Consider the following 16,829-nt stretch of genomic DNA (forward strand, 5'->3'; position numbering starts at 1 on the left):
CTCCGTTCAGCCGCGGATGCCGAGCTTGGCAATCAGGGCGCTGTAGCGCTCCTTGCTGATGCCGTTGAGGTAACCGAGCAGCCGCTTGCGGCGGCCGATCATCTTGAGCAGACCCTGGCGCGAGGAGAAGTCGTGCTTGTTCTTCTGGAGATGGCCGGTCAGCTGGCTGATCCGCTCACTGAGCATGGCCACCTGCACTTCCACCGAACCGGTGTCGGTGCCATGGGTCTGGTGACCGTTGATCAGTTCCTGCTTTTTGGTGGTGGTGAGCGGCATGGGCTGGGGAGTGAAGCGCAGGCTGGGCCCGGGTTGGGGACCTACGGTGCAAGCGACCACCATACCGCCCAGGGGTCTGGGTAGCTGTCGGTTCAGGCCACCTGGCGGGACAGCCAGCGCAGGCATTCGCGGATCCAATCTTCCGCCCCAGCCTCTTCCCCGAGCCCGCCTGCGGCCACGGCCCGCAGGGCCCGGTGAATCTCCAGGGCCTCGTAGCCCAGGGCCGCCAGGGTGAGGTGCACCTCATCCCGACCGGCGGCAGGCAGCAGCGGGCCGTCCGCTAAGGGATCGCTGTCGTCCTGCCCCTCCAGCTGCCCCAGGAATCGCTGCTGCAGCCGGGTGCGCAGTTCCACCGCCAGCCGTTCCGCGGTGCGCTTCCCCACTCCCGGGGCCTGGCAGAGCCGGCGCAGATCGGCCTGCACGATCGCCTGCACCAGCTCACCTGGATCCATCACGCCGAGTAGCCCCAGGCCCATCTGGGGACCCACACCACTCACGGCAACCAGTTCCCGGAACAGATCCCGCTCGTGGCGTTCGCCGAAGCCGTAGAGGATCCAGGCGTCGTCGCGGATGGCGTGGTGGATGTGCAGGCTCACGGCGCTGCCCTCCGCCGGCAGCTGCTGCCATTGCCGTTGGCTCACCTGAACGTCGTAGCCCACCCCCTGACACACCAGCATCAGGCCGAAGCGTTTGTCCTGCTGCCAGGGATGGGTGAGTTGCCCTTGCAGCCAGCCGATCATGGGAGCAGTGAAAGGTCCCCCATCGTGCCCGCCCTGCCCAGCCGTGCCCAGGCCTCGCCCGCGATTCGATCCCGGTGGCAATCTCGCCGGCTGCTCGGTTGGTTGTTGCCGTTGGTGCTGGTGGTCTGCACCGCGCTGACCGGTTGCAGTGGTGTCGCTCAGCCACCGCGCTCGGTGTTGTTGCAGGCCTTGGAGTTGCAGATCCAGCTCACCCAGGGGGCCATCGCTGAGGCCCTCGCCCTCGAGGCCGGCGGCACCCCGGAGGTGAGCCGGGTGCGGGTGTCTGAACAGGAGTCGGTGCGGATCGGCGACGCCAAGGGTCTGCGGGTGCTGGGTCAGTTCGACTGGCGCCTGGCCGGCGATCCGATTCGGGTCGACAGCCCCTTTGAGCTCTATCTGCAGTGTGGGGTACGGGGCGAGAGCTGGCGTCTGGCCAGGCCCAGGGGCCTCGCTGCCGATGGCGCTGCAGGGGACGATGCCAACGTGCAGGCCTGGATCACCGACCCCCTGCCGCTCAAGGGCTGACCAGGCTTCAGGACCCTTTCCTGCGTCATCCGCAGAGCTTCTCGACCCGCACCCCAACGCGAACCGCATGGAGACCCCCGCCCCACCCTGGCTGCCTCAGTCCGTGGCCCTCACCTATCCCGGCTGGGTGCAGCGCAAGGCCGTCACCCTGTGCAAGCGGGATCAGAAGCGCGGCGGGAGCGGCAATGTGCAGGACTACCGCCTGGCCATTCACAACGCCGTGGTGGCCTCGGCCGGTCTGGACCACTGGACCGGCGAGCCGCTCGACTGGCACCTGATCGGCACCTACGACAATCGGGAGGCAGCAACAGGCAAGGGCGAACACAAGAAGCAGTACGCCCTGCTGCCCACCATCGACCACCGTTTCAACACACCGAGCCCCGACTTTGTGATCTGTGCCTGGCGCACCAATGACGCCAAGCACGACATGACGCCTGAGGAGCTCCTGGCGTTTTGCCGCCGGGTGGTGGCCCACGCCGAGAGGATCAGCGCGCCCGCTGGCGGTGACTGAGGCTCACCAGGGTGGCGGCCAGAACCAGGGCCGCGCCAGCGATGGTCCAGGCGTCGATCGCTTCGCCGAACAGCAGCCAGCCCCAGCCCCCCGCAAACAACACCTGCACGTAGCTGATGGCTGTAGCCCGCGCCGCCGGCAGGGCCATCAGGCTGCGGGTCAGGTACACCTGGCCCAGCTGGGTGAACAGCCCCACGCCGAGGAGCCAGAGCACTTCCATCGGGGTGGGCAGCACCGGATGGAGCGCCACCAGCGGCAGGCTCAGGGGCAGGGCCACCAGGGGGAAGTAGAAGACAATCACGAGCGGGTGCTCGCTCTGGCCCAAGGAGCGCACACTCACGTAGGCCAGGGCCGTGAACAGGGCCCCGGCCACGGCGATCAGCACAGGTTGCCAGGCCAGGGCCATGCTGCCGCCGGGCTGGGCCACCAGCAGCACCCCAAGCCAGCCCAAGGCCATGGCGGCCACCACCCGCTTGCCGATGCGCTCGCCCAGCATCAGCCAGGCCAGCAGGCCCGTGAACGGTGGATAGAGGTACTGCAGCACCGTGGCTGAGGCCAGCGGCAAAGCGGCCAGGGCGGCATAGACGCAGAGCAGGGCGGCGGTGCCGATCACCCCGCGCCAGATCAGCAACCACCGGCGCTGGCCCCAGGGGGAAATGCCGGCCCGGCGCAGCAGCCACCAGCTCAGGGCCACACTCACAATGGCCCGCGCCAGCACCACCTCGGCGGCGGGAATGCGGCCCCCCACCTGTTTCACACACACGCCCATCAGCGAAAAACTCAGGGCGCTGGCCACCATTCCGAGCATGGCCCGCCTGCCCCGGTCAGAATCGGGCATCGCTTCAGCGCCCACCACCGCCCCCCATCGCCTTGAGCCTGCCGCGCCTCCACCCCCGCACGATCGAGGCCGTCAAGGAGCGGGCCGACATCGTCGATGTGGTGGGCGAGCACGTGGTGCTCAAGAAGAAGGGGCGTGAATACGTCGGCATCTGTCCCTTCCACGACGACACATCGCCGTCGATGACGGTGTCCCCGGCCAAGCAGTTCTACTACTGCTTCTCCTGCGGAGCCGGGGGCAATGCCATCAAGTTTCTGATGGAGCATCAGCGCCAGAGCTTCAGCGATGTGGTGCTGGAGCTGGCGCGCAAGTATCAGCTGCCGATCGAAACCCTCGATGGCCCCCAGCAGGAGCGCCTGCGCAAGCAGCTCTCCCGTCGCGAGCAGCTGCACCGGGTGCTCACCCTGGCGGCGGGTTGGTTTCGCAGCCAGCTGCGCGCTCCCGAGGGAGCCGCGGCCTTGGCCTACCTGCGCGACAGCCGCGGCCTGAGTGAAGCGACCCTGGAGGCCTTTGAGCTCGGCTACGCCCCCGACCGCTGGGACGGCCTGCTCAGCCACCTGCAGCAGGTGGAGGGGCTGGCTCCGGAGCTGCTGGAGGCAGCTGGCCTAGTGGTGCCCCGCAAAGGGGGGGAGGGTTTTTACGACCGCTTCCGCCACCGGGTGATGGTGCCGATCAAGGACCGCCAGGGGCGGGTGATCGGCTTTGGTGGCCGCAGCCTCGATGGCGGCGAGCCGAAATACCTCAACTCCCCGGAAACGGAGGTGTTCGAGAAGGGCAAGCACCTCTTTGGCCTCGACAAGGCCAGCAACGCCATCCGCAAGGACGACAGGGCGGTGGTGGTGGAGGGCTATTTCGATGTGATCGCCCTGCATGCCGCCGGTATCACCAACGCCGTGGCGGCCCTCGGCACGGCGTTGAGCAGCCAGCAGATCACCCAGCTGTGCCGCTGCTGCGAAAGCCGCCGGTTGATTCTCAATTTTGACAGCGACGGTGCGGGTGTGCGTGCTGCCCAGCGGGCCATCGGCGAGGTGGAGCAGCTGGCGCTGCAGGGGCAGTTGGAGCTGCGGGTGCTGCACCTCCCCGCTGGCAAGGATCCCGACGAATTTCTCAAGGGCCAGGGGGCTGGCGACTACCGCTCCCTGCTGGATCAGGCCCCCCTCTGGCTCGACTGGCAGATCGAGCAGGTGTTGGAGGGGCGCGATCTCGCCCGTCCCGACCAGTTCCAGCAGGTGGTAACGGCCCTGGTGGCTCTGCTCGGCAAGCTGCCCCAGAGCGCCGTGCGCAGCCACTACCTGCAGCGGGTGGCCGAGCGGCTCAGCGGCGGTCAGGCGCGTCTGGCGATCCAGTTGGAAGACGACCTGCGCCAGCAGGTGAAAGGCCAGCGCTGGCATGGCCGCTCCCAGAAGTGGGAACAGCCCGGCGAGGCGGGCCTGCGGGAACGGGCCGAGGCGGAGCTATTGCGGCTCTATCTGCACTGCCCCAGCCACCGCGCTGCCATCCGGGCGGAGCTGCGCCAGCGGGAGCTCGACGATTTCGCCCTGCAACACCACCGCCTGCTGTGGGCGGCGATCAGCGCCCTCGAGGAAGACAACCTGGGGGTTGGCCGGCTGGAGGCGATCAACCGCGGCAGCGATCCCGGCCACGACCTTGGCGATCTCGAGCTGCCCCGGTTGCTGGGTGATCAGCTGGTGGTGGAGCAGAGCGCCCTGCTCAGCCGCTTGACGCCCCTGCTGGAGCCCAATGAGTTGCAGCGCATGGCCCTCAGCCAGCCGATGCTGCAGCTGCGCGGTGCCACGGCGGCCCTGGAGCGCCAGAAGAGCGTCAAGCGCTGCCGGCACCTGCTGGATGCCTGGAGCACCCAGCGCCTCGAAACCCTGGAGCGCTGCATCGCCCGGCTGCTGGATGAGGAGCGGCAGGAGGCGCGAGCCGCCGCCTCTGGTCTGGCTCCGGTGAGCGACATGGAGGCGCGGATTGAAGCCCTGTTCACCCAGCTCAATGGCGATGCCCTGCGCTTCCAGGAGCTCTATTACAACGAGCGTAAACACCTGGAGCACCTCGACTCCCAGCGTCGCGCCGGCTACGGGGAGGTGATGGCCCAACCCGCTGCCTGATCCGCTGCCTGATCCTCTCTGCGGCTGTGCTCACCAGGGCGTTTCACAGCCCGTTCAACGGTTTGTTGAACGGTTTGTTCAACACCTCTGGATTCCCTAAACCCATCCCGATCTCCTCGGCCTTGTCCTGATGTCCCCGTCTCTGTTGCCGTCCCGCGTCGCCGTTGTCAGCGGGATCGGCCTGCTTGGCCTGGCTGCTGCTCTGTTGCCTTGCTCCCAACCGGCCCAGGCGCAGGCCCCGGCCCCGATCCAGGCCCAGAGCCAGGCTTGCCCCTGCAGCTGTGAGCAGCCCAGCGTGGGGCTGATTGGGCCGGATGGCTTGTGTCAGTGCCCCTGTGGGGCTGTGCCGATTCCCGGCATCAATGCCGAAACCCTGTCAGGGCCACCCAAGCCGCCCAAGGCCGGGGGACCGGCACCCACCTGGACCGTCGAACCCGGCTTCGAGGATGGCTTCGGAGGTCCTTTCTGGGGTGACTGGTGGTAAGCGCTCATCCATCGCCACCCGATGGCGCTGTAGTGCCCGGATACGCTGGATTTCTCTGTGCACTGCCAATACCTGCGGCCATGGGGTTTTTCGAGGTGTTCTGGCAGGGCGAGGCCATCGGGGATGGTGGCGATCTCGAGGAAGCCCTCACCGCCTATCTCGCTGTGCAGCCTGAGGAGGGCAGCTGGGCTGAGGCCTGCGCGGAAGCGGAGGTGCAGCCATGCATCCGGCGCTATGCCTCCTTCGAGGCCTACCTCGACAACGCCGACGAACTCGAGACGATCCCTGTGAGCGCCGCCATGATCGAAGCAGCCCTTGTGTCGCTCGCCTAAGCGCGGCCCTGCCAGACCCATCAACGGGCCTGCACCACCGGGATGGCGGCCAGCCGCGTGGTGGCGGCACCGGAGAGCCGCGAGCGTCGCATCCGCCAGGGCGTCTGCAGGCCTGCGGCGGCCCATTGCACGGTGCCGCTGCCGTAGTGGCGGTTGAGGCGATCGATGGTGGCCATCAGGGCCGAGCGGCGGTGCTGCTGCTCCAGGGGCAGTGGCACCAGCAGGTGGTGCTGCAGGATCTCCTCGCTCTGCAAGTTCTGCAGCAGAACGCCAGCCTTCTGTAGGGGTTTGTGGGGCTTGAACAGCCGCTCCACCAGGGGCAGGGCCGCCTGCAGCAGTACGGCCGTGTCGTTGCTGGCCAGCGGCAGGGTCACCGTGGCGCTGTTGCTGTAGAAGCTGGTGCCATTGAAGGGGCTGCTGCGCACAAATACCGTGATGGCCCCGGCCCGTTGCCGTTGGCGCCGCACCTTCTCCGCCGCCCGGCTCAGGTAGGTGGCGATCGCCTCCTGCAGCTCGGCCTGGGTGGTGATGGGCTGGCTGAAGCTGCGGCTGACGCAGGTTTCCCGCTTGGTGGCCGGCAGGGTGTCCAGTGGCAGGCAGGCGTGGCCGCGCAGCTCCTGCTGCAGGCGCACGCCCACCACACCGCAGCGGCGCCGCAGTTCGCCGCTGGGCATGTCCCGCAGGGCCCGGGCATGGCTGATGCCGCGCAGGCGGCACCAGCGGGAGAGCTGGCGGCCGATGCCCCACACGTCTTCGATCGCGACCGCTTCGAGCTGGGGATCGGGGTCACCGATGCCGCCGAAGTCCCACACACCGTCGCTTCCTGGTGCCGTTTTAGCGAGGCGGTTGGCGAGCTTGGCCAGCACCTTGCTGGGGGCGATCCCCACCGCCACCGGCAGGCCCAGCTCGCAGAGCACGTGGTGGCGCAGTCGCCGGCCCCAGTCGTGCAGGTCACCGTGGCCGGCGGGCCGGTGCAGCTGGCCGAAGGCCTCATCGATCGAATAGATCTCCAGCTGCTCGACCCACGGCTCCACGGTGGTCATCAGCCGCTGGCTCATGTCGGCGTAGAGGGCGTAGTTGGAGCTACGCACCACCACACCCTGGCGTTCCAGCTCGCGCCGCACCTGGAAGTAGGGCTGGCCCATGCGGATGCCGAGGGCTCGCGCTTCGGCACTGCGCGACACGATGCAGCCGTCGTTGTTGGACAGCACCACCAGCGGTCGGCCCAGCAGTGCGGGATCCATCACCGCTTCGCAGGAGGCGTAGAAGTTGTTGCCGTCGATCAGCACGATCGCTGGCCGGCCGGTGGCCTGAGAGCGGCAGGTCATGGCGCTTCAGCGATGGCCCGTGCCGGGCTCGAGGGTACGGATGACGTGCACGGCCACCCCCCAGAGGTGGGGCTCAGCGCCGGGATCCAGCTCCAGCGGGGGATAGGCGGGATGGGCCGCCTCCAGCCGCAGCCGGCCCCGGTGGCAGACCAGCCGTTTGAGGGTGAAACCACCAGCGAGCCAGGCCACCACGATCTGGCCAGGCCGGGGCTCCAGGCCTCGATCCACGATCAGCAGGTCGCCGTGGGCGATCCCGGCGCCCTGCATCGACTCGCCACTCACCCGCAGCAACACCGTGCTGGCACGGCAGCGGATCAGCTCGTCTTCAAGACTGATGGCGGTGAGGTTGGTGGGGGTGAGGCTGGTGGGGGGAGCGGGGGGTGCCAACGGCGCGCCGCAAACCCAATCACGTTAGTTCAGGTGTACTGGCATGGCGCCGGCCTAGTCCTGCGGGCCGGCATCCTTGGAGCCGGTGAAGCGCCGATAGAGCCACAGGCCGCCGCCGCCCCACAGCAGGGTCCACAGCACGAAAGTGGTGAGCGTGCCGAGCTGGCCCGTCTCGAGGGAATAGACGCCGGCCTGGATCAGCCCGGCATCGATCAGGGAACCGCCAATGCCCCAGCCCAGCACCCAGCTGAGCAAAAAGCCGATCGCCTGCAGATTGCCGGTCATGCCGGCGAGGTTAGGCGCTGGCTGAAGCGGCGGACGAACTGCGCCAGGGGCATCGGCCCGCAGCGGCGCTGCCAGCCCACTCCTTCCGGGTAGCGGCGCCAGCAGGACAGCCGATTGCCGCGGTTGTCGAGACAGATCAGGTAGCGGTAGGTGGCAGTGGCGGCGGTGGACGGGGCCTCCGCGCTGGGCAGGGGCCGCAGCGGCTCAAACACGGCAGCAAGCTCCCGCCAGTTGCGGGGCGGCAGCCCGCTGGCCCGCAGCGGCGCGCCGAGCAGGCTGGCGAGGTGCTGGGGGAAGCCGGCATCGGGAAGCCACCAGTGGCCCTGGCGTGACCGGTGGGACTCGAGCAGGGAGATCACGGCGCCGCAGGCCATGGGCAGGGAAGGGAAGGTCCCTTCACCAGTGCCCGGCCTGTCTCATCCTCAGCTGTCAGGCCGCAGCCAGTGCTGCTCCACCCGGTCGGCCAGGGCGAGGCAGCGATCCATCTCTTCCCAGAGGAGATCGCGCCGACTGCTGTGCACAGCGAAGGAGCGGTGATGCAGCTCCCGGGCCTGGTAGCGAAGGGCATCGCGGATGCGCTGCCAATCGTCGCGATGGAGCGTGTCGCTCAACACTGCTGCTGGGTCAGCCACTGCTGGGTCAGCCAATGGTGGCCATGTGGCGCATCAGGTCGATGCACTTGCAGCTGTAGCCCCACTCGTTGTCGTACCAGGCCACCAGCTTCACGAAGGTGTCGGTGAGGGCGATGCCGGCACCGGCATCAAACACTGAGGTGCAGCTCTCGCCCAGGAAGTCGGTGCTCACCACCTCGTCCTCGGTGTAGCCGAGGATGCCGGCCATGGGGCCTGCCGAGGCGGCCTTCATCGCGGCCTTGATCTGGTCGTAGCTGGTGGGCTTGGCCAGGTTCACGGTGAGGTCCACCACCGACACATCGGGGGTTGGCACGCGGAAAGCCATGCCGGTGAGCTTGCCGTTGAGCTCGGGGATCACGCGGCCCACAGCCTTGGCGGCACCGGTGGAGCTGGGGATGATGTTCTGGCCGGCACCGCGGCCGCCGCGCCAGTCCTTCACCGAGGGGCTGTCCACCGGTTTCTGGGTGGCGGTGGCGGCATGCACGGTGGTCATCAACCCGTTGACGATGCCGAAGTTGTCGTGCAGCACCTTGGCCACTGGAGCCAGGCAGTTGGTGGTGCAGCTGGCGTTGGACACGACGTCCTGGCCGGCGTAGCCGGTGTGGTTCACGCCCATCACAAACATGGGTGTGGCGTCCTGGGAGGGAGCGCTCATCACCACACGCTTGGCGCCTGCGTTGATGTGGGCGCGGGCCGCTTCGTCGGTGAGAAAGAAGCCGGTGCTCTCCAGCACGTAGTCGGCGCCCACGGCGCCCCAGTTGAGATTGTTCGGGTCGCGTTCGGCGCTGATGCGGATGGCCTTGCCATTCACCACCAGCTGACCGTTCTCCACGCGCACTTCGCCCTGGAAGCGGCCATGGGTGGAGTCGTAGCGAAGCATGTAGGCCAGATACTCCACATCGATCAGGTCGTTGATGCCCACCACCTCCACGTCCGGCATGCTCACGGCTCGGCGGAAGGCCAGACGGCCGATGCGGCCAAACCCGTTAATGCCGATGCGGATGGTCATCGCGGCGCTCCTGAAACCCTGAATAAAAAGGCTCGAAGCCACCTTAGGGGCACTGATCAGGCTCCTTGCCGTCAGCCCAGGGCCTGCTGGAGAGCCGCCAGACCGAACACCAGGAAGAGGCCACCACTGAGCCGGTACAGGAGCCGCTCGTTGACGCGCTGGCCGATCCATTTGCCCGCCCCCACCGCCAGCCAGGTGACCAGGGCGTGACCCAGCAGCGTGCCGGCGAGCAGGCCGGTGAAGCTGAACACCTGGGCTGGTGCCGTGGCCATGAAGATCGTGGTGAATTGGGTGCGGTCACCCAGCTCGGCGACAAACACCAGCACGAAGGCTTCCCAGATCACCGCCCAGGCCGTATTGACTGGCCGGCTGGTTTCGGCCGCATTGATCGCTTCCTCGGCTTCCTCAGCTTCCTCCGAGGCCGCGTCCGCTGCCATGCCCTGGGCATCGATCAGCAGCTTGAGGCCAAAGCCGAGAAACAGGGCGGCGGCCAGCCAGGGCACCACGGTGGGTGGCAGCAATTCCCGCAGGCCGTAGCCCAGGGCCAGGGAGATCAGCGTGACTGCCGTGAGGGCGGCAAAGGCACCGAGAAACACCCAGCGGCCCCGATGGCGCACCGCCAGGATCAGCGCCATAAAAAACGTTTTGTCGCCCAGCTCGGCCAGGGTGATGGCGGTGAGGCTGGAGCCGAAGGCGGCCAGGCTGGGGTCGCTCGAAAGAGTGATGCTCATCCTCTACCCCTACCCCAGCGGTGGGAAAAACGGCGTGAAAGCGGCTACGCCAGTGGTAAATCCATGGCCAGCACGCACCGGCTCGGGTCTGCAGCAGCCAGCTCAGGCGTCCTCGTCGTCTTCCAGCAGCAGTTGCTGGAATGCGGTGTAAAGGTCGACGTGGTCCGCGGCCGTGCGGGGATCCGCCCGGCCCACGGTGTTGGCTCCGGTGGGCCTGTTGCGACCCGAGGCGGGAGCGGCTGCCGGTGGAGGGTCCTGCCGGCGGGCTTTATTTCCCGCAACCGCTCCATCAGATGGGGCGGCACGGTGCCATCCGGGCTGACCTGCATCAGTTCGCGAAACAGGGCCTCCGGGTTCTCCTCGACTTCAACGCGATGGCGTTTGTCTGTGGCCTTGGGCGTGCCCTGCTGGGGCGGCGTCGGTGTGGGCAGCGGTTTGGGCAGGCTGCGGCCGAGGGCCTCGAGGCGTTCGCGGCTGCGGGCGTCGAAACTCATGGTTCGGGGGTCAGCTGCAGCCCAGGGAGGAACGGGTGTCGCGGCCGGTGACGGGGTTGGTGCCGCTGGCCACGCCGCAGAGGGTTTTGAGGGCATCGCCCCGCAGCGGCACGTTGGTGAAGTCGGCCCCCTCAATCACCACGTTGGTGAATTTGGTGTTGAAGGCAAAGGCATCTTCCAGCACTGCATTGGTGAGGTTGGTGCCATCGAAGATCGCCGAATCGAGGGTGGCTTCGCGCAGGTTGGTGTTGCTCAGATCGGCGTCCTGGAGCTTGGCGCCGAACAGGCTGGCTCCCTGCAGATCGGAGCCGGCGAAGGTGGCGTCCCGCAGGTTGGTGAGGTTGAAGGTGGCGCCGCGCAGATCCTGGTCGTGGAAATCAGCGCCGATCAGCACCTGCTTGGCCACATCCATGGCGGCCATGGCCGGGGCGGGGGCCAGCCAGGTGGTGCCGAGGGCCAGCAGCAGCGCCAGCACCCAGCGAGCCAGGCGGTGTGGGCCGCGCTTCGGAGACATCGGCGGATGCATGGCAACCTTTCAGCTCATCCCAGCCTAAGGAGGGCCATTCCGCCGGGATGCTCGACCCCTTGTGGGAACCCTGAGGCCACACCGGGGAGGGCCATGCCACGCACCACCGCACGCCGTCAGGGCGACTGGGCCGAGCAGCGCGCCCTGCGCCTGTTGCAGCAGCGTGGCTGGCGGCTGCTGGCCCGGCAGTGGGTCTGCCGCTGGGGCGAGCTCGACCTGGTGCTGGAGAAACAGGGGCGACTGCTGCTGGTGGAGGTGAAGGGTCGGCGCCGGCCTGGCCCCGATGGTTGGGGGGTCGGCTCCCTACGGCGCGGTAAGCGTCAGCGGTTGGAGCGGGCCTGGCATTGCTGGCTCGAGAGCCAGCCAACCTGGGCCGAGAGCCCGGTGGAGATGGTGTATGCCCTGGTGCCGCTCGCCCCGGCGACCGGCCCGGTGCGCTGGATTCGCCCAGACGGCTAAGCGACCACGGCGCATCGGGTCAAGGCCAGGCGTCAGGGTGTCGGGGTCGGAGTTTGTGTCGGAGTGGAGGTGGGTGTGCTGACGGCTGGAGCGGGGCTGAACTCCACCGTGCAGAGATAGCGGATGTTGCCGATCCCCACCTCCACCTCCTGACAGTGTTCGCCGGTGATGACAGCCCCCGGCGGCAGCTGCTGCCGTGCCCGAGCGAGGGCATTGGTTTTGTTCCAGATCGAGGAGGCGGTGGCGCTGCCAGCGCGGGCGGCGGGGGACAGCCCCGCGATGCCAGCCAGCAGCGATCCGGCGAGCAGCGATCCAGTCAGGAGCAGACGGGCCAGCGCGGGGGTGGGCCGCTGGGCGAGGCGGAGAGGGGAGACAGGCAATGTGGAGCAACTGCAGCGTCATCCATGAGTTTTGCTGCCCACCGCGCCCGCAAGCGTTTCGGCCAGCACTGGTTGGTGGATCAGGGGGTGCTCGGCCGCATCGTGGCGGCCGCAGAGCTCGAGCCCGCCGATCGGGTGCTGGAGGTGGGGCCGGGTCGGGGAGCGCTCACCGAGCGGCTGCTGGCCTCGCCGGCGGGGGTGGTGGCAGCGGTGGAGCTCGATCGCGATCTGGTGCACGGTCTGCAGGAGCGTTTTGGCGGCGAACCGCGGTTCAGCCTCACCCCAGGCGATGTGCTGGCGGTTGAGCTGCCGGCAGCCAACAAGGTGGTGGCCAACATCCCGTACAACATCACCGGCCCCCTGCTGGAGCGCCTGGTGGGCCGCCTCGATCGACCCGTTGCCCGCCCCTACGAGCGCCTGGTGCTGTTGGTGCAGCGGGAGGTGGGGGAGCGCATCCGCTGCCAGCCAGGGGCCAGCGCCTACTCGGCGTTGAGTGTGCGGATGCAGCTGATGGCCCACTGCCGCAGCGTCTGTGCCGTTCCCCCGCGCTGTTTTCAGCCGCCGCCGCAGGTGCACTCCGAGGTGATCCTGCTGGAGCCCCTGCCAGCTGCCCAGCAGCTGGAGCCGCTGCTGGCCCGCACCGTGGAGATGCTGCTGAAGCGCTGCTTTGCTGCCCGACGCAAGATGCTGCGCAACACTCTGGCGGGCCTGCTCCCGGAAGCCCAGCTGGCTGAGCTGGCGGCAGCGGCGGGTATCAACCTGCAGCAACGGCCCCAGGAGATCGCCCCGTCAGCCTGGGTGGCGTTGGCGGGCGGCTTGAATCAGACCACCACTGTCACTGCGCCCCCTCCCGCCCATGGCTGACCTGTGCGTGCGGGCCCCCGCCAAAATCAACCTGCACCTGGAGGTGTTGGGCCTGCGACCCGACGGCTTCCACGAGCTGGCGATGGTGATGCAGTCGATTGAGCTGGCGGACACCTTGCGGCTGCAGCCCACCGCCGATGCCCGGATCAGCCTGCGCTGCGACCGAGCCGACCTGCCCACCGATGGCAGCAACCTGATCGTGCGGGCTGGCGAGCTGTTGCGGGCCCGTTCGGGGTTTTCCGAGCTGGGCGCCGAGATTGTGCTTGAGAAACGCATCCCCATCGGTGCCGGGTTGGCCGGTGGCTCCAGCAACGGGGCGGCGGCCCTGGTGGGCCTCAATGCCCTGTGGGGGTTGGGCTTTGATGCCGAGACCCTGCAGACGATGGCCGCCGAGCTCGGATCCGACATGCCGTTCTGCCTCGATGGCGGCACCCAGCTGTGCTTCGGCCGTGGCGAGCGGCTGGAGCCGGTGGAGCGCGCGGAGCCCCTGGGTTTGGCGGTGCTGTTGATCAAGCACCCCGAGGTCAGTGTCAGCACCCCCTGGGCCTACGGCCGCTGCAAGGCGATGCGGGGCGATTTTTACCTCCAGGGCGAGCACGACTTTGAGCAACGCCGTCAGGCGTTGCGCCAGGGGCCGCTGCTGCAGGCCCTGCACCAGGGCGCTGCCCTGCCTGCGCTTCGCAATGACCTGCAGGCCGTGGTGGAACCCGAGGTGGAGAGTGTGCGGCAGGGCCTGGCTCTGCTGCGCCAGGCCGAAGGCCCGCTGGCGGTGGCCATGAGCGGATCGGGCCCGAGCCTGTTTGCCATCTTCGCCGGCCTCGCCGAGGCGCAGGCGGCCCAGGCCGGCTTGGCGTCCCAGCTCGAGCAGGCGGGCTTTGAGGCCTGGTGTTGTGGCTTCAGCAACCGAGGTGTCAGCCTGGAGGCGTGAGCGACCCCAATCCCCCGACCGAGTCCGATGCGGCTCCCCGCAAGGCCCCCCTGAGCTTCCTGTCCGGTTCGCTCACCGCCGGGCTGCTGGCCTGGTTTGCCCTGGGCTTGAGCCGCCGGATGGTGAGCTACTACGCCCTGCACCCGCCCAGTTACAGCTCTGCCATTGCCCAGAGCATTGCCACCGCCCTCAAGACCCTGATTGTGGGCATGGCCTTCCTGGCCACCTTCAGCTTTGCCTTCATTGCCGTGGGGTTGGCCCTGGTGTTCGTGCGCAGCCTGGTGTCCGGTTCCGGATCAGCCCCTGTGGAGTCGGGTAAAACTCCCTAACCTCCATCCACTAGCGCCGTCCTATGACCCCCCACGACCTTGGTCTGTTGGTGACGCTGTTGCTGCCCGGCATGCTGCTGTCGGTGCTGCTGCTCTCCACGTTCGCTGCCGGGGGCTGAGGCCACTGCCGCCGCTAGCGGCTGAGATAAGTTGGCGGCACCACCGGTCCTGTGCCGGAATCGCCTTCCCGCCGTGGCAGAGACGCTTCTCTTCAACGCCCTCCGCGAGGCCATCGATGAAGAGATGGCCCGCGATCCGCACGTCTGCGTGATGGGCGAGGACGTCGGCCAATACGGCGGTTCTTACAAGGTGACCAAGGACCTCTACGAGAAGTACGGCGAACTGCGGGTTCTGGACACCCCGATCGCCGAGAACGCCTTCACCGGCATGGCCGTGGGGGCTGCCATGACGGGTCTGCGCCCGATCGTGGAGGGCATGAATATGGGCTTCCTGCTGTTGGCCTTCAACCAGATCTCCAACAACATGGGGATGCTGCGTTACACCAGCGGCGGCAACTACACGATTCCCACCGTGGTGCGTGGCCCCGGTGGTGTCGGTCGGCAGCTGGGGGCGGAGCATAGTCAGCGCCTTGAGGCCTATTTCCACGCGGTGCCCGGCATCAAGATCGTGGCGGTGAGCACCCCCACCAATGCCAAGGGGTTGATGAAGGCGGCGATCCGCGACAACAACCCTGTGCTCTTTTTTGAGCATGTGCTGCTGTACAACCTTTCGGAAGACATTCCCGAGGGCGACTACATCTGCGCCCTGGATCAAGCGGAAGTTGTGCGCGAAGGCAGTGATATCACGATCCTCACCTATTCCCGCATGCGTCACCACTGCCTCAAGGCGGTGGAGCAGCTGGAGAAGGATGGTGTGAGCGTGGAGCTGATTGATCTGATCAGCCTCAAACCCTTCGACATGGACACCATCGCCCGCTCGATCCGCAAAACCCACAACGTGATCGTGGTGGAGGAGTGCATGAAGACCGGCGGCATCGGCGCTGAGCTCATTGCTCTGATCACCGAGCATTGCTTTGACGAGCTCGATGCCCGGCCGATTCGTCTCTCTTCCCAGGACATCCCCACGCCCTACAACGGCGCCCTGGAAAACCTGACGATCATCCAGCCCCACCAAATCGTCGCCGCGGCCCAGCAACTGCTCGCGGGCCAGATCTGAGATGGCCCGCCAACAGGGGTGGTTTGCCCTGATCCTTGCCCTGGCCATCGCGGCCGGAGCCCTGCTGTTCAGCTGGAACAGCCCCTCCACCCCGCTGGGGCAGAGGCTCGGCCTGGATCTCCGCGGTGGCAGCCAGTTGACCCTGCAGGTCCAGCCTGCCGGAGCCATCACCACCGTCCGCAAAGAGCAGCTCGACGCCGTTAAGGACGTGCTCGATCGCCGCATCAATGGGTTGGGCGTGGCTGAGTCGACTCTGCAAACCGTCGGCGACGACCAGTTGGTGTTGCAGCTGCCCGGCGAACAGGACCCCACCCGGGCGGCCACCGTGCTCGGCACCACGGCCCTGCTGGAGTTTCGGGCCCAGAAACCGGGAACGGAGCAGCGCATGCAGGAGCTGCTCACCCTGAAGCGTCAGGCCACGGCCCTGCTGGCGCGCCTGGGCCAGCCCAGCCAGGACAGTGCACCGTCAACCAGCGATTCCCAGCAGGCAGACCCCAGCCAGGCAGACCCCAAGCAAATCGACCGCGAGCAGGTGCAGGCCGATCTTCAGCGGATCAACGTTGACATCGTGGCGCTCTTTGAGCCGGCCAGCCTCAGTGGCAAGGATCTCGTGACTGCTGGGCGGCAGCAGCAGCAGAGCGGACCTGGCTGGGATGTGACCCTCAGTTTCAACAAGGATGGGGGCGACAAGTTTGCCCAGCTCACCCAGTCGATTGCCGGTACAGGGCGCCTGCTGGGGATCGTGCTCGACGGGCGCTCGATCAGCGAAGCCAGCGTGGGCCCTGAGTTCAAGGCGGCCGGCATCACCGGTGGCTCCGCCAGCATCACCGGCAATTTCAGCGCTGAAGAAGCCCGTGATCTGGAGGTGCAGCTGCGCGGAGGCTCTTTGCCCCTGCCGGTGAAAATTCTGGAGGTGCGCACGATCGGCCCCTCGCTCGGCGCCGAAAACATCCGCACCAGCCTGCTGGCTGCCCTCACCGGCCTGTTGCTGGTAGCGATGTTCATGGTGGTGGTGTACCGCCTCGCCGGCATCGTGGCAGTGATCTCCCTCTCTCTGTATGGCCTGTTCAATCTGGCCGCCTATGCCCTGATTCCCGTCACCCTGACCCTGCCAGGCATTGCCGGATTTATCCTGTCGCTGGGCATGGCGGTAGACGCCAATGTGCTGATTTTCGAGCGGCTCAAGGAGGAGTTGCGCACTGGCAACACCCTCATTCGCTCGATCGACACGGGCTTTTCCCTCGCCTTGTCTTCCATCCTCGATGGACAGGTCACCACCCTGATCAGCTGTATCGCCCTCTTCGCTCTGGGCACCGGTTTTGTCAAAGGCTTTGCGGTCACCCTTGGCATCGGTGTGCTGCTGAGCCTGTTCAGTGCTCTCACCTGCACCCGCACGTTGTTAAGGGTGCTGATGAGTTATCCAGCCCTGCGCCGGATCGATTACTTCATTCCGCTGGCCCAGCGCTCTGAGCGAGTGGCTTGAG

Annotated in this window: 24 protein-coding genes; 11 read left to right on the top strand and 13 right to left on the bottom strand. The window is 67.4% G+C overall.

What is annotated here, in order from left to right; all coding sequences use genetic code 11:
* Positions 1 to 6 precede the first annotated feature (6 nt).
* Both rpsO and ruvA read right to left on the bottom strand, forming a co-directional pair.
* The gene (gene rpsO, locus KBY70_RS02645) at positions 7 to 276 is read right to left on the bottom strand and encodes a 30S ribosomal protein S15 (protein ID WP_094559543.1); all 270 of its coding nucleotides are present in this window, start codon (positions 274 to 276) and stop codon (positions 7 to 9) included.
* A 92-nt stretch (positions 277 to 368) separates the two neighbouring features.
* Complete coding sequence (ruvA, locus tag KBY70_RS02650; protein WP_094559544.1) at positions 369 to 1,016, bottom strand: Holliday junction branch migration protein RuvA; 648 nt, start codon at positions 1,014 to 1,016, stop codon at positions 369 to 371.
* 21 nt (positions 1,017 to 1,037) lie between these two features.
* Here ruvA and KBY70_RS02655 point away from each other — a divergent pair, with 21 nt between their 5' ends.
* Both KBY70_RS02655 and KBY70_RS02660 read left to right on the top strand, forming a co-directional pair.
* Positions 1,038 to 1,541, top strand: coding sequence for a hypothetical protein (locus tag KBY70_RS02655; RefSeq protein ID WP_254987400.1), 504 nt, complete (start codon positions 1,038 to 1,040; stop codon positions 1,539 to 1,541).
* 67 nt (positions 1,542 to 1,608) lie between these two features.
* Positions 1,609 to 2,052, top strand: coding sequence for a hypothetical protein (locus tag KBY70_RS02660; protein ID WP_254987286.1), 444 nt, complete (start codon positions 1,609 to 1,611; stop codon positions 2,050 to 2,052).
* Here KBY70_RS02660 and KBY70_RS02665 read toward each other — a convergent pair.
* Positions 2,027 to 2,890 (bottom strand): DMT family transporter, encoded by an 864-nt coding sequence (locus tag KBY70_RS02665; protein WP_254987287.1) that lies wholly within the window; start codon positions 2,888 to 2,890, stop codon positions 2,027 to 2,029. The two genes, KBY70_RS02660 and KBY70_RS02665, sit on opposite strands and share 26 nt — an antisense overlap.
* A 32-nt stretch (positions 2,891 to 2,922) precedes the next feature.
* Here KBY70_RS02665 and dnaG point away from each other — a divergent pair, with 32 nt between their 5' ends.
* The 3 genes from dnaG (at position 2,923) to KBY70_RS02680 (ending at position 5,817) form a co-directional block, all read left to right on the top strand.
* On the top strand, positions 2,923 to 5,001 hold the full coding sequence (gene dnaG, locus KBY70_RS02670) for a DNA primase (RefSeq protein WP_254987288.1): 2,079 nt from the start codon (positions 2,923 to 2,925) through the stop codon (positions 4,999 to 5,001).
* Between the two features lie 130 nt (positions 5,002 to 5,131).
* Positions 5,132 to 5,485: a hypothetical protein gene (locus KBY70_RS02675; RefSeq protein WP_094559547.1), complete on the top strand. Its 354-nt coding sequence runs from the start codon at positions 5,132 to 5,134 to the stop codon at positions 5,483 to 5,485.
* Positions 5,486 to 5,565: 80 nt separating this feature from the next.
* Positions 5,566 to 5,817 carry a hypothetical protein gene (locus KBY70_RS02680; protein WP_094559548.1) on the top strand — a complete coding sequence of 84 codons (252 nt, stop codon included), beginning with the start codon at positions 5,566 to 5,568 and terminating at the stop codon, positions 5,815 to 5,817.
* A gap of 20 nt (positions 5,818 to 5,837) precedes the next feature.
* On the opposite strand, the gene KBY70_RS02685 is transcribed toward KBY70_RS02680, so the two are convergent.
* The 9 genes from KBY70_RS02685 to KBY70_RS02725 all read right to left on the bottom strand — a co-directional run bounded on the left by KBY70_RS02685 (position 5,838) and on the right by KBY70_RS02725 (position 11,197).
* Positions 5,838 to 7,145: a Y-family DNA polymerase gene (locus tag KBY70_RS02685; protein ID WP_094559549.1), complete on the bottom strand. Its 1,308-nt coding sequence runs from the start codon at positions 7,143 to 7,145 to the stop codon at positions 5,838 to 5,840.
* Positions 7,146 to 7,151: 6 nt separating this feature from the next.
* Positions 7,152 to 7,532, bottom strand: a complete 381-nt coding sequence (locus KBY70_RS02690; protein WP_233128462.1) for a LexA family protein — start codon at positions 7,530 to 7,532, stop codon at positions 7,152 to 7,154.
* A gap of 54 nt (positions 7,533 to 7,586) precedes the next feature.
* Positions 7,587 to 7,817, bottom strand: a complete 231-nt coding sequence (locus tag KBY70_RS02695) for a hypothetical protein (RefSeq protein WP_094559550.1) — start codon at positions 7,815 to 7,817, stop codon at positions 7,587 to 7,589.
* Positions 7,814 to 8,191, bottom strand: coding sequence for a hypothetical protein (locus KBY70_RS02700; protein ID WP_094559551.1), 378 nt, complete (start codon positions 8,189 to 8,191; stop codon positions 7,814 to 7,816). The genes KBY70_RS02695 and KBY70_RS02700 overlap by 4 nt, the downstream gene beginning before the upstream one ends.
* Positions 8,192 to 8,239: 48 nt before the next feature.
* Positions 8,240 to 8,428, bottom strand: coding sequence for a hypothetical protein (locus KBY70_RS02705; RefSeq protein WP_094559552.1), 189 nt, complete (start codon positions 8,426 to 8,428; stop codon positions 8,240 to 8,242).
* 28 nt (positions 8,429 to 8,456) lie between these two features.
* The gene (gene gap, locus KBY70_RS02710; protein ID WP_254987289.1) at positions 8,457 to 9,458 is read right to left on the bottom strand and encodes a type I glyceraldehyde-3-phosphate dehydrogenase; all 1,002 of its coding nucleotides are present in this window, start codon (positions 9,456 to 9,458) and stop codon (positions 8,457 to 8,459) included.
* A 71-nt stretch (positions 9,459 to 9,529) separates the two neighbouring features.
* Complete coding sequence (locus tag KBY70_RS02715; protein WP_094559554.1) at positions 9,530 to 10,189, bottom strand: TMEM165/GDT1 family protein; 660 nt, start codon at positions 10,187 to 10,189, stop codon at positions 9,530 to 9,532.
* Positions 10,190 to 10,233: 44 nt separating this feature from the next.
* On the bottom strand, positions 10,234 to 10,683 hold the full coding sequence (locus KBY70_RS02720; protein WP_315859676.1) for a hypothetical protein: 450 nt from the start codon (positions 10,681 to 10,683) through the stop codon (positions 10,234 to 10,236).
* Positions 10,684 to 10,693: 10 nt separating this feature from the next.
* Positions 10,694 to 11,197 (bottom strand): pentapeptide repeat-containing protein, encoded by a 504-nt coding sequence (locus KBY70_RS02725; RefSeq protein WP_254987290.1) that lies wholly within the window; start codon positions 11,195 to 11,197, stop codon positions 10,694 to 10,696.
* Positions 11,198 to 11,302: 105 nt separating this feature from the next.
* On the opposite strand from KBY70_RS02725, the gene KBY70_RS02730 reads away from it, so the two are divergent.
* Positions 11,303 to 11,668 carry a YraN family protein gene (locus KBY70_RS02730; protein ID WP_094559557.1) on the top strand — a complete coding sequence of 122 codons (366 nt, stop codon included), beginning with the start codon at positions 11,303 to 11,305 and terminating at the stop codon, positions 11,666 to 11,668.
* A gap of 32 nt (positions 11,669 to 11,700) precedes the next feature.
* Here KBY70_RS02730 and KBY70_RS02735 read toward each other — a convergent pair whose 3' ends face one another.
* Positions 11,701 to 12,048 carry a hypothetical protein gene (locus tag KBY70_RS02735; protein ID WP_254987291.1) on the bottom strand — a complete coding sequence of 116 codons (348 nt, stop codon included), beginning with the start codon at positions 12,046 to 12,048 and terminating at the stop codon, positions 11,701 to 11,703.
* Between the two features lie 24 nt (positions 12,049 to 12,072).
* On the opposite strand from KBY70_RS02735, the gene rsmA reads away from it, so the two are divergent.
* The 5 genes from rsmA to secD all read left to right on the top strand — a co-directional run bounded on the left by rsmA (position 12,073) and on the right by secD (position 16,828).
* Entirely contained in the window at positions 12,073 to 12,912 is an 840-nt protein-coding gene (gene rsmA, locus KBY70_RS02740; RefSeq protein ID WP_254987292.1) for a 16S rRNA (adenine(1518)-N(6)/adenine(1519)-N(6))-dimethyltransferase RsmA, read from the top strand.
* Positions 12,905 to 13,840: a 4-(cytidine 5'-diphospho)-2-C-methyl-D-erythritol kinase gene (ispE, locus tag KBY70_RS02745; RefSeq protein ID WP_254987293.1), complete on the top strand. Its 936-nt coding sequence runs from the start codon at positions 12,905 to 12,907 to the stop codon at positions 13,838 to 13,840. The genes rsmA and ispE overlap by 8 nt, the downstream gene beginning before the upstream one ends.
* Entirely contained in the window at positions 13,837 to 14,169 is a 333-nt protein-coding gene (locus tag KBY70_RS02750) for a DUF3082 domain-containing protein (protein ID WP_254987294.1), read from the top strand. The genes ispE and KBY70_RS02750 overlap by 4 nt, the downstream gene beginning before the upstream one ends.
* A gap of 192 nt (positions 14,170 to 14,361) precedes the next feature.
* The gene (locus tag KBY70_RS02755; protein WP_094559561.1) at positions 14,362 to 15,345 is read left to right on the top strand and encodes a pyruvate dehydrogenase complex E1 component subunit beta; all 984 of its coding nucleotides are present in this window, start codon (positions 14,362 to 14,364) and stop codon (positions 15,343 to 15,345) included.
* A gap of 1 nt (position 15,346) precedes the next feature.
* Positions 15,347 to 16,828 carry a protein translocase subunit SecD gene (gene secD / locus KBY70_RS02760; protein WP_254987295.1) on the top strand — a complete coding sequence of 494 codons (1,482 nt, stop codon included), beginning with the start codon at positions 15,347 to 15,349 and terminating at the stop codon, positions 16,826 to 16,828.
* The last annotated feature ends 1 nt before the right edge of the window (position 16,829 follow it).

The sequence above is a fragment of the Cyanobium sp. ATX 6E8 genome, assembly GCF_024346335.1.
Taxonomy (GTDB): Bacteria; Cyanobacteriota; Cyanobacteriia; order PCC-6307; family Cyanobiaceae; genus Cyanobium_A.

Coding starts and splice junctions, on each gene's coding strand:
- rpsO (WP_094559543.1), bottom strand. CDS start 276: ATGCCGCTCACCACCACCAAAAAGCAGGAACTGATCAACGGTCACCAG.
- ruvA (WP_094559544.1), bottom strand. CDS start 1,016: ATGATCGGCTGGCTGCAAGGGCAACTCACCCATCCCTGGCAGCAGGAC.
- KBY70_RS02660 (WP_254987286.1), top strand. CDS start 1,609: ATGGAGACCCCCGCCCCACCCTGGCTGCCTCAGTCCGTGGCCCTCACC.
- KBY70_RS02665 (WP_254987287.1), bottom strand. CDS start 2,890: ATGCCCGATTCTGACCGGGGCAGGCGGGCCATGCTCGGAATGGTGGCC.
- KBY70_RS02675 (WP_094559547.1), top strand. CDS start 5,132: ATGTCCCCGTCTCTGTTGCCGTCCCGCGTCGCCGTTGTCAGCGGGATC.
- KBY70_RS02680 (WP_094559548.1), top strand. CDS start 5,566: ATGGGGTTTTTCGAGGTGTTCTGGCAGGGCGAGGCCATCGGGGATGGT.
- KBY70_RS02685 (WP_094559549.1), bottom strand. CDS start 7,145: ATGACCTGCCGCTCTCAGGCCACCGGCCGGCCAGCGATCGTGCTGATC.
- KBY70_RS02695 (WP_094559550.1), bottom strand. CDS start 7,817: ATGACCGGCAATCTGCAGGCGATCGGCTTTTTGCTCAGCTGGGTGCTG.
- KBY70_RS02700 (WP_094559551.1), bottom strand. CDS start 8,191: ATGGCCTGCGGCGCCGTGATCTCCCTGCTCGAGTCCCACCGGTCACGC.
- gap (WP_254987289.1), bottom strand. CDS start 9,458: ATGACCATCCGCATCGGCATTAACGGGTTTGGCCGCATCGGCCGTCTG.
- KBY70_RS02715 (WP_094559554.1), bottom strand. CDS start 10,189: ATGAGCATCACTCTTTCGAGCGACCCCAGCCTGGCCGCCTTCGGCTCC.
- KBY70_RS02720 (WP_315859676.1), bottom strand. CDS start 10,683: ATGAGTTTCGACGCCCGCAGCCGCGAACGCCTCGAGGCCCTCGGCCGC.
- KBY70_RS02725 (WP_254987290.1), bottom strand. CDS start 11,197: ATGTCTCCGAAGCGCGGCCCACACCGCCTGGCTCGCTGGGTGCTGGCG.
- KBY70_RS02730 (WP_094559557.1), top strand. CDS start 11,303: ATGCCACGCACCACCGCACGCCGTCAGGGCGACTGGGCCGAGCAGCGC.
- rsmA (WP_254987292.1), top strand. CDS start 12,073: ATGAGTTTTGCTGCCCACCGCGCCCGCAAGCGTTTCGGCCAGCACTGG.
- ispE (WP_254987293.1), top strand. CDS start 12,905: ATGGCTGACCTGTGCGTGCGGGCCCCCGCCAAAATCAACCTGCACCTG.
- secD (WP_254987295.1), top strand. CDS start 15,347: ATGGCCCGCCAACAGGGGTGGTTTGCCCTGATCCTTGCCCTGGCCATC.